Below are 13,914 nucleotides of genomic sequence, written 5' to 3'. Positions count from 1 at the left end.
TTGGCCATCGCGAAATATTGCAACCGTTTTTGATGCAAATTTGTAATTTTATGACCCAGCAGTTGCAGAAATTATTTTGCATCCGCAGAATCAAGGAGGCGCGCTGCCACCGGTACAGATGCTGCATAATACTCCAGCAGATCACCGCGTTGCCCAGATGCAGAAAGAATATGCCCCTGCCGCTTGAGTATCCGTCGTTCAATCAACTGGTCCAATGCGCTTGATATGGCCAATGCATTGTCTTGGGTCTGCTTACCGTCGCGTTCCATCATCGCCTGAATAGAGGACCGCAGTTCCTGTTCCGCCATCGGCCCATTGTCACGTATCAGCAAACAGGCCGCAGGGGCCGGGACCAACGGGATCGCGTTCTGGATACGCTGCATCAATGTACGCGCCAGATCGGTCATCATGTCGTCACTACCCTCGGCCCGGAACTCTTTCAGAGAAATCGGCAGCCCGTACCGGACCGATGCCAGCCCAAACCGCTTGTAGCGCCCGATCACTCGTCGCCAGATCTGTTTGAGAATCCAACGCGTGATGACCCCGATCCGCGCCCGGAAACGACGTTCTGTTCCCAACGCCGCGCGGGTCAGAATGGTGTCTTCAAGCACACGGTCATAATTCAAAGCGACGGGAACAAATACGACATCACGCCCCTGCGACGTCGTCCCATCCATTATGTATTTGAGCAACCCAAGCTTTGGGCGGGCGAGCGCTCCTGTCAGGCTTAAGCCACCTTCTGGAAACATGGCTTGCGTCACACCGGCTTCGGTCGCATGGCGCACATAGGTGGACAGAACCTGCCGGTAGAGCTCGCTACCCGACTTGCGCCGGATAAAGTAAGCCCCCATTGCCCGGATCAACCGGCTCAGCGGCCAAACCCGCGCCCATTCCCCTACTGCATAGGATAAAGCAGAATGCGGGGCCGCCAGATATGTAACCAACACGTAGTCCATATTGCTTCTGTGGTTCATCACAAAAACAACGGTTGCATCAGGGTCGATAGTCCTGACCGCGTCTTCGTCTTCGTAGCTAAGCCGCACTTCGTAGAATGTGTTGCTTAGCAGCCGGGCCAGCCGGATCGCAAAACTGAAATAGGCGAAGGCAGAAAAGGACGGTACGATCTCGCGGGCATAGCGGCGTGCCTGCTCGGACGCAACGGCTTCGGGTATTCCGGTTTCAAGGGCGTGATGCTGGACCGCTTTTCCGACCTGTGGATCATAAATCAGCCGTTGAATCATGTCGTGCCGGCGGGCCAGCTTGAACGGTTGGATCGGACGTTGCAGGCGCTGGTTCAAACGCGCCACGGCACGTTCCAACCGGCGGCGGAAGAACCACCGGACTGACGGGAACAGGAAATGTGAAGCGAAAGTAACCATGGCAAAGACCACGATCAGCACAAAAAGCCAAAGCGGAAGTTCCACGGTTTGCGTCATGGCCGCACCTTGCCACCAAACGCAGCTACTCACAATCTGAACAATTGCAGGATGCCGCAACGCAGCGAATTGACATGTCCCGAAAATTGCGCTTTAGAACCCGTAGACGTAATTTTATTGCCCACCGAAACGCGAGGCCCCTTCATGACGCAGATGCAGAAAGATCGCCCCTGGCTCATCCGGACCTATGCCGGTCATTCTACCGCCAAGGCCTCGAACGCGCTATATCGTGGCAACCTCGCCAAAGGGCAAACCGGTCTTTCGGTAGCCTTCGATCTGCCCACCCAGACCGGATATGACAGTGACCACACGTTGGCACGTGGCGAAGTTGGCAAGGTCGGGGTGCCCGTCTGCCATCTGGGCGATATGCGGGTTTTGTTCGATCAGATTCCGCTGGAACAGATGAACACGTCAATGACGATCAACGCGACCGCCCCTTGGTTGCTTGCCCTTTACATCGCCGCAGCCGAGGAACAAGGCGCTGACATTTCCAAGTTGCAGGGCACAGTCCAGAACGACCTGATCAAGGAGTATCTGAGCCGGGGCACTTATGTCTGTCCGCCAAAACCGTCGCTGAAGATGATCGCGGACGTGGCCGAGTATTGCTATTCCAATGTCCCCAAGTGGAACCCGATGAATGTGTGTTCCTATCATTTGCAAGAGGCTGGCGCGACACCGGAACAAGAACTTGCTTATGCGCTGGCAACAGCCATCGCCGTGCTGGACGAATTGCGCCCACGAGTACCTGCCGAGGATTTCCCCGCGCTTTGCGGCCGGATTTCCTTTTTTGTGAATGCTGGTATCCGCTTTGTCACTGAAATGTGCAAAATGCGCGCATTTGTCGATCTTTGGGACGAAATCCTGCAACAGCGATATGGTGTCGAGAACCCAAAGTTCCGCCGCTTCCGCTATGGTGTGCAGGTGAACTCTCTGGGGCTGACCGAGCAACAACCTGAGAACAATGTCTACCGCATCCTGATCGAGATGCTGGCCGTAACCCTGTCGAAGAATGCACGCGCCCGTGCGGTGCAGTTGCCTGCCTGGAACGAGGCGCTTGGCCTGCCACGCCCCTGGGACCAGCAATGGTCCATGCGGATGCAGCAGATTCTGGCCTATGAAACTGACCTGTTGGAATTCGATGACCTGTTCGATGGCAACCCTGCCGTTGATGGCAAGGTCGAAGAATTGAAAGCAGGCGCGCGGGCAGAGCTTGCGAATCTGGATGCGATGGGCGGTGCGGTTGCATCAATCGAGTATATGAAATCCCGCCTTGTGGATTCCAACGCTGAACGTCTGAACCGGATCGAACGCAACGAAACTGTGGTCGTCGGCGTGAACAAATGGATGGAAGGCGAGGCTTCGCCCCTTCAGACCGAAGATGGCGGCATCATGGTCGTTGATCCTGCGGTAGAACAGGAACAGATCGACCGCCTGAACGCGTGGCGGGCTGAGCGCGACGAAGCGGCTGTTACAGCGACCTTGTCCGCGTTGCGCCAGGCGGCTCAGACAGGAGCGAACGTCATGGAGCCGTCCATTGCCGCTGCCAAGGCGGGTGTGACAACCGGGGAGTGGGCCGAAGAGATGCGCAAGGTTTTCGGCACTTATCGTGGCCCGACCGGCGTTTCCGGTTCGGTCTCGAACAAGACCGAAGGGTTGGAGGACCTGCGCGCGGCGGTTGATGCCGTCAGCGACAAACTGGGACGGCGCCTGAAATTCCTGGTTGGAAAACCGGGGTTGGACGGCCATTCCAACGGCGCCGAACAAATCGCGTTCCGTGCCCGCGACTGCGGCATGGATATCAGCTATGAGGGTATCCGGCTGACCCCGGAAGAAATTGTCACCTCAGCCCGCGATGATGACGCACATGTCATCGGGTTGTCGATCCTGTCCGGTAGCCATCTGCCTTTGGTCGAAGATGTAATGGATCGGCTGCAAAAGGCTGGCCTGTCTCACATTCCCGTGGTTGTCGGCGGAATTATTCCGGATGAAGATGCCGCAAAATTGAAAGCCATGGGTGTAGCCAAGGTTTACACCCCCAAAAACTTTGAACTTAATGCGATCATGAGCGATATTGTAACGCTGGTTGACCCCAAAAACCTCGCAGCCGAGTAACTGAGGTTTTAGAACCTTAATTCCCCGTTTCTTCGCTTTGGATATTTGGGATGGAATAAACCATTCGCTAGAATTACGGTGCGCGCTCAAGTGTACCGTAAAATATATCCTTTGGAGATGAATGATGGGGTTCAATCTTGAACAGATGTCGCGCAAAGACCTTTTGGCATTGCGCGACGATGTCGAAAAAGCCTTGGTAGGAGCGGAAAAACGCGAGCGCCGTGAGGCTTTGAAAGCCGCAGAAAAGGCTGCCGCAGAATTCGGGTATTCGCTGTCCGAACTTTCAGGCGATGCACCCCGCGCATCCAAGCAAAAGAAAACAAAAGAAAAATACCGCAATCCTGGCAATCCGGAACAAACCTGGACAGGTCGTGGCCGCAAACCGAAATGGGTGCTTGACGCGTTGCAGGCGGGCGCCGATATTTCCGATCTAGAAATCTGATCAGGGCGGAGCGAAACAATGACAATTCATATCGGCGCTGAAAAAGGCGAAATTGCAGACACTGTCCTATTACCCGGAGATCCTTATCGGGCGAAATGGGCAGCCGAGACGTTTTTGGACGATGTGAAACAGGTCAACAACGTCCGGGGAATGCTTGGGTTTACCGGAAATTGGAAGGGAAATCCTGTAACGATACAGGGTAGCGGCATGGGAATGCCCTCGCTCTCCATTTACGTAAACGAGTTAATTCGCGATTACGGTGCAAAAACCCTGATCCGAATTGGGTCGTGTGGCGGAATGCAGGACAGTGTCAAAATTCGAGACGTCATTCTGGCAATGACCTCGACGACGCTGAGTACGCCGTCACGCGGTATCATGAAAGAACTGAATTTTGCGCCCTGCGCCGATTGGAGTTTGTTGCAGGCGGCCGCGAAGGTGGCGGCTGCCAAAGGAACCCCTACCCATGTCGGTGGGATTTATTCTTCGGACGTTTTCTATGATGAGCGCCCGGACCTGAACGAACAGATGGTGCGTCACGGGATTCTCGGCGTCGAAATGGAGGCGGCCGAGCTCTATATCCTGGCAGCGCGCCACAAATGTCGTGCTCTGGCAGTTCTCACCGTTTCCGATCACCTTCTGACGGGAGAAGCTCTGCCATCCTCGGAACGTGAAAGCAGCTTTGGAGACATGGTGGAAATCGCGCTACAGGCCGCATTCCCGGGCAACTAGCGGTAAGGTGGGTGCCCGCCGATCCTAACGCCCGTGCGTGCGATCATAGCCATTGCGCGCCGGGCTTTCCCAACCATCCAGGTCTGTGACCGTCGCGGCAAATGTTTCGACCAACAAGGGATAACACGCGGCGGTGTCCGAGGAATGCTCGGACGAGCAATCCCCACCCGGACAGGCGCTGAGATTGCCAAGCAGATCGATTTCGGCAAAGAATTCCAGATAGTCGCCGGGGCGAACGGGCGATGCTTTCATGAAATACTGACCAGTATCCCGAGTGAAACCAGTACACATGAAGACGTTCAGAACGTCGTGCACCGCGGGTTCGGCCTCATCCATCGGGATATTCAGATGATCCGCCAACGCGCGAGTCAGGTTGGAATGGCAGCAATGATGATACTGCGTGCCGGACAGCAAATTGCCCGTATATGGATCACAACGCGTGCCAATCACGTCATGAACCGACCCCCCATGGGTATCGATCCCGTACCATTCCAGTGTATCCGCTATGATCGTGGCCATCGGCCGCAGATGTGGGAAACTGGACCACATCCGCTCTCCGGTGGTCAGGTGCGTGCCATGCAGAGCCCGCGTTTTTCCGGAATAAAAGCGCTCGGACAAATCATTGCGATTCCACAGGTTCAAATCGCCAACCTGCGGGCCTTGAACCGATGTGATGCGAAAGAAATGCCCGGCAGGTACATCGAAACAGCGCGCCTCACGCGGAGAAACCAGGACTTCGCCGGTTTTGACTGCCCGTTGGCGTACAGATCTGATCCAGGGCAAATCTGGTCGCGGCAAGGCATCGTTCGGATAACAAATGACAGGGGCGACCGAACGACGGGCTTCGGCATCTTCTGGGGGGCGGGCAGTATTCTCGGAACCGGTCATGGCGTGCAGAGTGGCGGATTCTCTGGCTCGCGAAAAGCCCTATTCTCAACCATCACTTGCCTTAAGACAGCGCATAGGTTGGTCCGGCGCAGCGACTGCCGCTCCACAAAAGCTACACCGCCAGATGCCATGGCGTCTGTCCTGTCGCCAACGACAATCCCGTGTCAGCGTGGAATGGCGCGAGCGCCAGAAAAAATAGGCGAACACTCCGGCGGCCAACAAAAGCAGAAGAACAGGCATTCCTCTGCTTTGCCGATTGACCGAAGTTTTTCAAGGGCTGTCGTATTGGATCAGGCCGCGTTTGCGTATTCGAACAGCTCGGGCTCTTTGTCGGCTTTAACCGGTTCCGGCGTGTAGTAGGCCCATGCCTGCTCCAGCAGTTTCAGCGCCTCTTTAGCGTCGATTTTTTGTTTGGATGTGTTTGCATTCATTGGAGTGATCCTGTCTCGAACTCATCACTCCTCCCTGAGCGAAAAATAAGGCAATGCAGCCGAGGCTACATCGCCTTATTTTGCAAGATCGACATGCGTTTACCGCAATTCGGTGCAGGTGATTATACCGCGCGTTCGACCATCATCTTTTTAATCTCGGCAATCGCCTTGGCCGGGTTCAGACCTTTGGGGCAGGTCTTGGCGCAATTCATGATGGTGTGGCAGCGATAGAGCTTGAACGGATCTTCCAACTCGTCCAGGCGCTCACCCGTGGCCTCATCCCGGCTGTCGATGATCCAGCGGTATGCGTGCAGCAGAGCAGCGGGGCCAAGATACCGATCGCCGTTCCACCAATAGCTCGGGCACGAGGTCGAGCAGCTGGCGCACATCACACACTCATAGAGACCGTCCAGCTTTTTCCGGTCTTCGATCGACTGCTTCCATTCCTTTGCAGGGCGGTTGGTCTTGGTTTCCAGCCACGGCATGATCGACGCATGCTGGGCATAAAAATGGGTCAGATCAGGGATCAGATCTTTGACCACAGGCATATGCGGCAGCGGATAGATTTTCACGTCGCCCTTGATCTCATCCATGCCATAGATACAGGCCAGCGTGTTGATCCCGTCGATATTCATCGCGCACGAGCCGCAGATGCCTTCACGGCATGATCGGCGAAATGTCAGGGTCGGGTCGATTTCGTTCTTGATCTTGATCAGCGCGTCCAAAACCATCGGCCCGCACGTGTCCATATCGACAAAGTAGGTATCGACACGGGGGTTCTGACCATCATCCGGGTTCCAGCGATAGATCTGGAACTTGCGCACATTGGTCGCGCCATCCGGCTTGGGCCAGGTCTTGCCGGTCGTAATCCGGGAATTTTTGGGCAGGGTCAGTTGAACCATGTCAATTCTCCATTCAGCACAAGGCCGCCTTTCAGCCTGTCCGGGCGCGCTGGGACGCCCCTCGGTTATAATGCCCCCAATGGGCGATGTTCACGTCAAAATCCGGCGCGAGCCAGTCCGCAACGCACTGCGGATCATCACAGTCGATATCAAAGCGCAGGAATCGCGGGTTGCCGTCGAAATAGGCTTCGACCTCGGCATGGTGCACATCATACATATGCGCCCAGCCGTGTTTCACTTCATCCGCACTCTGCCCATTGGCTTTGCAGCACCGATCCAGATACCCGCCACCGGAATGGCTGGCGCGCGAAGCAATCCAGTCATCCCTGTCCCTCGTGTTCAGCAAGAAATAGGCATTCGGGTAAGCTGCATGCAATTCACGGAAGAAACGCGCCCCTTCCAACATGAAGCGCGAACTGACAAAGGCGATGTCAGTGAAGGCCCGCACCGCTCCGAACCCGTCCAATGGTCGTCGCCCCATGGCAATGTTGGTCAACATGCGGTGCGCAAGGTTTCGGCCCTGGTCATCTTCCCAATGAACCGACGGTATCCCGCTTTTCTGAAACAGCCTGTGAAACGAGGTCGTCGCACAGCGGTTCAGCCCGATCAGGATGATCTTGGGATCGCCTGAACCGGATTGCAGGACCTCGACCGTCATGACAAACACCGGACACGGACCGACCCTTGGCCAATGGCCGTTGCGGTCTTCGTGGGTATTTGGCGCTTGCTCACCATTGCCTGCTGTCCGAGCCTTTTAGAACGTACGTGCCTTGGGCGCGATTTTCTTCAGGCTGATGCCACCTTCGTCTTCGGTCGTCAGCGGATCGACGATCACGGGACGATAGCTAAGCTCGACCTGGTTGCCTTCGACCCGGCTAACCGTATGAACACGCCAATTTTCATCATCACGCGCAGAGAAATCTTCGTGCGCGTGGGCACCACGGGATTCCTTGCGCGCCTCTGCGCCGACGATCGTGGCCAGCGCGTTGGGCATCAGGTTGGTCAATTCCAGCGTTTCCATCAGGTCACTGTTCCAAACCAGCGACCGGTCGGTGACTTTCAGATCGTCCATCTTGGCAGCGATTGCCGTCATCTTCTCGACGCCTTCGGCCATGGTCTTGGCGGTACGGAACACGGCAGCATCCGCTTGCATGGTTTTCTGCATCTCAAGCCGCAACTCGGCGGTCGGGATGGAACCACTGGCATTGCGCACCGCGTCGAACCGGTCAAAGGCCTTGTCGACCGATGCCTGGTTCAGAACCGGGTTCGCAGCTTCCGCATCCACGACTTTGCCTGCCCGGATCGCCGCAGCGCGGCCAAAGACCACAAGGTCAATCAGCGAGTTTGAGCCCAAGCGGTTCGCGCCGTGGACCGAGGCGCAACCGGCCTCGCCCACTGCCATCAGGCCCGGCACCACAGCTGTCGGGTTCTCGGCTGTTGGGTTCAGAACTTCACCCCAATAGTTTGTGGGGATGCCGCCCATGTTGTAGTGCACGGTTGGCAGAACCGGGATCGGTTCTTTGGTGACATCCACGCCGGCAAAGATTTTGGCGCTTTCCGAAATGCCGGGAAGACGTTCTGCCAAAGCCTCGGCTGGCAGGTGGCTGAGGTTCAGGTGAATATGATCCCCTTCCGCACCGACACCACGACCTTCGCGGATTTCCAAGGTCATCGAACGCGAGACGTAATCGCGCGGTGCAAGGTCCTTGTACTGGGGCGCATACCGCTCCATGAACCGTTCACCTTCCGAGTTGGTCAGGTAACCACCCTCACCACGCGCACCTTCGGTGATCAGGCAGCCCGAACCGTAGATGCCGGTCGGGTGGAACTGGACGAATTCCATATCCTGCAGCGCCAAGCCCGCGCGGGCCACCATACCGCCACCGTCACCGGTGCAGGTATGGGCCGAGGTCGCGCTGAAATAGGCGCGGCCATACCCGCCGGTCGCCAGCACAACTATCTTGGCATTGAAGACATGCATCGTGCCATCGTCCAGCTTCCAGCAGACAACACCCTGACACTGACCGTCATCGGACATGATCAGGTCGATAGCGAAGTACTCGATATAAAACTCAGCATTGTTCTTCAGCGACTGGCCATAGAGCGTATGAAGGATCGCGTGGCCGGTCCTGTCCGCAGCGGCACAGGTGCGCTGTACCGCCGGGCCTTCGCCGAATTCAGTGGTGTGACCACCAAACGGGCGTTGATAGATCTTACCCTCTTCGGTTCGGCTGAACGGAACGCCATAGTGCTCCAGTTCGTAAACAGCCTTGGGCGCTTCCCGCGCGAGGTATTCCATCGCATCAGTGTCGCCCAGCCAATCCGAGCCTTTCACAGTGTCGTACATATGCCACTGCCAATGGTCGGGGCCCATGTTTGACAACGACGCGGCGATTCCGCCCTGAGCCGCCACGGTGTGCGAACGGGTTGGGAAAACCTTGGTCACACAGGCCGTGCGCAGACCCTGTTCCGCCATACCCAGCGTCGCCCGCAAACCGGCCCCACCGGCGCCGACAACGACCACGTCATATTCATGCGTTTCGTATTCGTATGCAGCCATTTCTTTCAGCTCCGGGAATTAGAGGGCAATGCGCGCGATGGCGAAGATACCAGCCGCTGCTGCGCCGTAGGACAGGCAAGTCAACAGAATGATCAGGACCTTTTCAAGCGTGCCGTGAACATAGTCTTCAAGCATCACCTGCGCACCGTCCGCGAAGTGTTTGAAGCCAACCGCCAGCGTCAGTGCTGCTACGATGGCAGGGAAAGGTCGCGAGTAGTAGTCGAGAACGACCTCGAATGGCTGGCCCAGGATCGGACCAAATGTAAATACAAACAACGGCACAAGGATCAGCAAAGCAACCGAGCTGACTTTCATCGCCCAGAAATGGGCAGTGCCGGATTTCGCCGAGCCAAGTCCAGCGGCGCGTTTGCGGTCGGTCAGATAACGCATGTCAGGCCTCCAATCACGCGACGAGGACAAGGGTCAGAAGGGTCAAAACGACCGATCCGATGACAACAGCCCAACCCAGTTTGGTCGCCGTCGGAATATCCAGACCAACCGCATTGTCCCAGATCAGATGCCGCACACCGGCCAACGTGTGATACCAAAGCCCCCAAACGGACAGCGCCATCACAAGGTCTCCAAGCATCGAGGTTATTACCCCATTCGCTACGGCAAACGCCTCGGGCGAAGTTGCTGCGGCCAGAAACCACCAGACGATCAACAGAGCTGCGAGCAGAAGGGCGTTACCGGTGATGCGCGTCAGGATGGACGTGATCGACGTCAACTGCGGGCGATAAATCGACAGATGCGGCGAAAGTGGGCGATTGCCCCGATTTACATCGGCCATGGCGGCTCCTTTTCGGTTGGCTACCGAACGTTTTACTGGTTTTTGCGACACTGTCACGTGCTGCGAGTGCAAAAACCATCAAATTGCGCTCAATTACACGGATAAATCAATTATGTGATCACACAAAATAATCTCGTGATCACATATTACATTCCGCGCTGTCAATGTTAGCGTTTTCAAGGCCGAAGAGATGTGATCACGAATCTCTCAAACCGTCATTTCAGGTCTGCCGTTTGCCGCGTCACTTCGCGCAGCAGTTTTCGGCGAATTCGTTCCGGGTAATCCGCGAACCCGGTGGCGGAAACAACAAAGGCACCTTCGCCCACGATGACATTCTCAAAGAAATACGCCGTCAGGTCCGGTTCGCTTTCCTCAATAGCCAGCGCGTTGACAACGATCCCCTCGGCGCGCAGGGCCGCATGAACCCGCGTCGGTTCAATCCCTTCATTGGACACACCGTCCCCTGACAGGTCAATCAGATGCCGTCGGCAGTCGGAAACCGAATCGAATGAACTCAGGGTCATTTGAAGCGCCTCGCCGATAGCCGTCGAAAAATTCCGCCAGATGCGCGGATCGGCAGCAACCTGGCCTGCAAACTGATCCAGCGTGGCAAAGCTATCGATATGGGTCCAGGGAATAGTGATCCGCTGGCGCGATGAGCCGGTCCATTGCACCAGCATCAGCCGCGCCTGCCCCCGCACCAGTGCCTCGGACACGATCGGGTCGCGCAAACCGGCGGCCAACCCATCCATCTGGATGCGGTATTCGCTGCTATCGACCGAACCAGAAACATCCACGGCCAAAGCCAAGGCCAGATCGCAGGCCTGAGCCGCCGGTGCCAGAATAACGCTGGCCAATATCGCGCGTAGCAGGTTCATTGTGCAAACCTATCACGCCTTGCAAGCCGTGGCGTCACATATCCGTCAGATCGCTTATTTGGGCATCAATGCCCAATAGTCGAGATCCAGCAGAACGTCTGGCAGGTACCGCCCTTCTTCGTTCTTCAGCTTGAACGGATCACCTCCCTTGGTCGCGACCAGACGCAATCGTACTGCGCCTATGCCGGGAACCCCAGTTTCCGCTTTGTCCAGAACTTCGGACCATGCCTTGATCGTATCACCCGCAAAACAAGGGTTAGCATGGGCGCCACCATTCAAGCCGACAATCATCTGCGCATTTGCAAGGCCATTGAAGGACAAAGTCCGCGCCATCGAGATTACATGCCCACCATAAATGAGCCTGCCTTCCGGACGGAACGTCAGGTCGTAATGCACCTTGGCGGTGTTCTGCCACAGACGTGTGGCAAGCATATGTTCGGCCTCTTCGACGGTGACACCGTCCACATGATCGATGGTTTCACCGATCTCATAATCGCCCCAGCGATGCACCTCGCCCGCAAGGCCAAAATTGTAGTTTGAAAAATCAAGCCCTTCCGGCACGATCAGGTCCTGCGGATCAAGGGCCGCCTTCAAATCAGGAACAACTGTCTCGGGCGCGGGTGCATCTACGTTTGCCTTGCGCACCATGACCCAGCGCACGTATTCAAGAACCACCTCGTTCAACTGGTTCAGCCCGCGTGTACGAACCCAGACAACACCGGTTTTTCCGTTGGAATTCTGCTTCAGGCCAATAACCTCTGATACGGATCGCAGCGTATCGCCAGTATAAACGGGCTTCAGCCAACGGCCTTCGGCATAGCCAAGATTGGCAACTGCGTTCAAGGAAATGTCAGGCACGGTTTTGCCGAACACGATGTGGAACGCGGCCAGATCATCAATCGGGCTTTCCGGCAACCCACAGTCCCGGGCAAATTCATCCGAAGAGTAAAGCGCATGACGTGCGGGATAAAGCGCGTGATACAAGCCGCGCTCTCCCTCGGTCACGGTGCGAGGTACTGCATGCTGCAACACCTGCCCTACAGAATAGTCCTCGAAAAATCGGCCCGGATTAGTTTTCGCCATTACTGCTGTCCCAGTTTCATGTCGGGGGAATAATCGGCCTCGACCTCTTTGGTCACGGCCTGCGCACAACGCATTACGTTGCCGTTGGCATCAAAGGCGTAAGCCGGGTCGCCATACAGCTCCCATCCCTTTGACAGGGCGTCGGACACCTTGTGACAGAAGGCCGAAGTGTCTTCTTCGGTCAGCAAGCGATAAAGTTTCGACATCAAATCAAATCCTTATGAGCCGAACGGAGATGGGCCAACCAGCCCGTGGATGTATCCGATAATTCCCATCAGAACGATCGAAGCCACGAAGAACATCGCATCCTTGCCGTAAGTGCCAGGCTCTGCCGGGGTCCACTCGGGTTCAGACTTGTTGATTACAATGACTTCGACCACCGCCCAGGCCAGAAGGCCACCAAACAGAATGATCGAGGCCAGATCGCCGTTCACCAACAGGTGCGCAAAAGCCCACAGCTTGAACCCGCCCAGCATCGGGTGGCGCAGCTTGTTCAGCAGCCGGCCTTTTGTGCCCGCAGGGCTCATCATATAAATCGCGATCAAAACCAACAGGTTGTTGACGTGAACCAGAAAGGTTGGCGGCGCCCAAACATGGATGAAGTCGGTCATGCGATACCCGAAGATCATCAGTAGGATCGACGCGACCAAAGCCAGGGCAACAGCGCCTTTACCCGCGTCACCCATTGCGGCGCGGCGTTCAGGTGCCACACGTTTGAACAGATGCGCCCCCCACCACAGCGCCACACCCAAGATCAGAAGAACAAAGCCCATGCTGGCCTACCCCGCTTGCAAAGCTAATATCGCCTCTGCTTTTGCCAGAATTTCGCGGGCAGTTACAACGTGCAGATTTTCAACAATCTTGCCATCAACAACGGCGACCCCTTGGCCAAGGGCTTCGGTCTCTTCAAAAGCCGAGATCTGGCGGCGAGCTAAATCGATCTCATCCTCCGATGGCGCGAAGGCGGTATTTGCCACTTCGACCTGGGCCGGGTGGATCAGCGTTTTACCATCAAAGCCCATATCGCGGCCTTGCGCACATTCGAAAGCCAGACCTTCGACATCCTTGAAAGCGTTGTAAACGCCGTCGATGATGATCAGCCCTTCGGCCTTGGCGGCCAGCAAGCACAGCCCTAACGAGGTCATCATCGGAAGGCGATCTGGGCGGAAGCGGGTTTGCAGCTCTTTCGCCAGATCATTTGTTCCCATTACGAATCCAGCCATCAGCGGATGCCCGGCTATTTCTGCCGCGTTCAGCATTCCACGCGGGGTTTCCATCATGGCCCAGATCGGCAGATCTCCGGTGATTGCTGCCAGCGCATCCACGTCAGCCGCCGAATTCACCTTAGGCAACAGGACCACGTCGGCGTCCATATCACGCACAGCCTCGGCATCCGCACGGCCCCATTCAGTGTCCAACCCGTTGATCCGTACGATCTTGACCCGCGCCCCGTACCCTCCGGCACCCAAAGCCGCCCTGAGCGTTTCGCGCGCATTGTCCTTTTCGTCGGCTGCGACCGCATCTTCCAGATCAAAGATGATTGCATCTACCGGCAGAGTGCGAGCCTTTTCCAAAGCCCGATCCCGGGACCCGGGGATATAGAGAACCGAACGATAGGGGCGCTGACGAGGATCCATGGACCACTCCCATTGTAATAAAGTTG

16 protein-coding genes are annotated in these 13,914 nt (G+C 56.4%); 3 read left to right on the top strand and 13 right to left on the bottom strand.

What is annotated here, in order from left to right; all coding sequences use genetic code 11:
• Positions 1-71: 71 nt before the first annotated feature.
• Positions 72-1,436 carry a 1-acyl-sn-glycerol-3-phosphate acyltransferase gene (locus tag ACR0BZ_RS07090; RefSeq protein ID WP_480899254.1) on the bottom strand — a complete coding sequence of 455 codons (1,365 nt, stop codon included), beginning with the start codon at positions 1,434-1,436 and terminating at the stop codon, positions 72-74.
• 51 nt (positions 1,437-1,487) lie between these two features.
• On the opposite strand from ACR0BZ_RS07090, the gene ACR0BZ_RS07085 reads away from it, so the two are divergent.
• From ACR0BZ_RS07085 to deoD, 3 genes are all read left to right on the top strand, one after another.
• The gene (locus tag ACR0BZ_RS07085; RefSeq protein ID WP_480897945.1) at positions 1,488-3,548 is read left to right on the top strand and encodes a methylmalonyl-CoA mutase family protein; all 2,061 of its coding nucleotides are present in this window, start codon (positions 1,488-1,490) and stop codon (positions 3,546-3,548) included.
• Positions 3,549-3,672: 124 nt separating this feature from the next.
• Entirely contained in the window at positions 3,673-3,990 is a 318-nt protein-coding gene (locus tag ACR0BZ_RS07080; protein ID WP_480919838.1) for an H-NS histone family protein, read from the top strand.
• A gap of 18 nt (positions 3,991-4,008) precedes the next feature.
• Complete coding sequence (gene deoD, locus ACR0BZ_RS07075; protein ID WP_480486656.1) at positions 4,009-4,719, top strand: purine-nucleoside phosphorylase; 711 nt, start codon at positions 4,009-4,011, stop codon at positions 4,717-4,719.
• A gap of 24 nt (positions 4,720-4,743) precedes the next feature.
• On the opposite strand, the gene ACR0BZ_RS07070 is transcribed toward deoD, so the two are convergent.
• The 12 genes from ACR0BZ_RS07070 to ACR0BZ_RS07015 form a co-directional block, all read right to left on the bottom strand.
• Complete coding sequence (locus tag ACR0BZ_RS07070) at positions 4,744-5,607, bottom strand: urea carboxylase-associated family protein (protein ID WP_480899250.1); 864 nt, start codon at positions 5,605-5,607, stop codon at positions 4,744-4,746.
• Between the two features lie 290 nt (positions 5,608-5,897).
• Positions 5,898-6,038 (bottom strand): hypothetical protein, encoded by a 141-nt coding sequence (locus ACR0BZ_RS07065; RefSeq protein ID WP_267363816.1) that lies wholly within the window; start codon positions 6,036-6,038, stop codon positions 5,898-5,900.
• 122 nt (positions 6,039-6,160) lie between these two features.
• The gene (locus ACR0BZ_RS07060) at positions 6,161-6,940 is read right to left on the bottom strand and encodes a succinate dehydrogenase iron-sulfur subunit (RefSeq protein WP_152456842.1); all 780 of its coding nucleotides are present in this window, start codon (positions 6,938-6,940) and stop codon (positions 6,161-6,163) included.
• Between the two features lie 31 nt (positions 6,941-6,971).
• A complete protein-coding gene (locus ACR0BZ_RS07055; protein ID WP_480919837.1) occupies positions 6,972-7,598 on the bottom strand; it encodes a sulfotransferase in 627 nt (208 codons plus the stop codon).
• 96 nt (positions 7,599-7,694) lie between these two features.
• Positions 7,695-9,500, bottom strand: a complete 1,806-nt coding sequence (gene sdhA, locus ACR0BZ_RS07050; RefSeq protein ID WP_480919836.1) for a succinate dehydrogenase flavoprotein subunit — start codon at positions 9,498-9,500, stop codon at positions 7,695-7,697.
• 18 nt (positions 9,501-9,518) lie between these two features.
• Complete coding sequence (gene sdhD, locus ACR0BZ_RS07045) at positions 9,519-9,890, bottom strand: succinate dehydrogenase, hydrophobic membrane anchor protein (RefSeq protein ID WP_267363812.1); 372 nt, start codon at positions 9,888-9,890, stop codon at positions 9,519-9,521.
• 13 nt (positions 9,891-9,903) lie between these two features.
• Positions 9,904-10,290: a succinate dehydrogenase, cytochrome b556 subunit gene (sdhC, locus tag ACR0BZ_RS07040; RefSeq protein ID WP_209506515.1), complete on the bottom strand. Its 387-nt coding sequence runs from the start codon at positions 10,288-10,290 to the stop codon at positions 9,904-9,906.
• 215 nt (positions 10,291-10,505) lie between these two features.
• Complete coding sequence (locus ACR0BZ_RS07035; RefSeq protein ID WP_209506517.1) at positions 10,506-11,168, bottom strand: DUF1194 domain-containing protein; 663 nt, start codon at positions 11,166-11,168, stop codon at positions 10,506-10,508.
• Positions 11,169-11,222: 54 nt separating this feature from the next.
• On the bottom strand, positions 11,223-12,251 hold the full coding sequence (locus ACR0BZ_RS07030) for a MaoC family dehydratase (RefSeq protein ID WP_209506519.1): 1,029 nt from the start codon (positions 12,249-12,251) through the stop codon (positions 11,223-11,225).
• On the bottom strand, positions 12,251-12,457 hold the full coding sequence (locus ACR0BZ_RS07025; protein ID WP_209506521.1) for a DUF1737 domain-containing protein: 207 nt from the start codon (positions 12,455-12,457) through the stop codon (positions 12,251-12,253). The genes ACR0BZ_RS07030 and ACR0BZ_RS07025 overlap by 1 nt, the downstream gene beginning before the upstream one ends.
• Before the next feature lie 12 nt (positions 12,458-12,469).
• On the bottom strand, positions 12,470-13,024 hold the full coding sequence (locus ACR0BZ_RS07020) for an NnrU family protein (RefSeq protein WP_209506524.1): 555 nt from the start codon (positions 13,022-13,024) through the stop codon (positions 12,470-12,472).
• A gap of 6 nt (positions 13,025-13,030) precedes the next feature.
• Positions 13,031-13,888: an HpcH/HpaI aldolase/citrate lyase family protein gene (locus tag ACR0BZ_RS07015; protein WP_480919835.1), complete on the bottom strand. Its 858-nt coding sequence runs from the start codon at positions 13,886-13,888 to the stop codon at positions 13,031-13,033.
• Between the last annotated feature and the right edge of the window lie 26 nt (positions 13,889-13,914).

The organism is Ruegeria sp. P8, from assembly GCF_056534665.1.
This window is presented reverse-complemented; position numbering and strand designations above follow the sequence as displayed.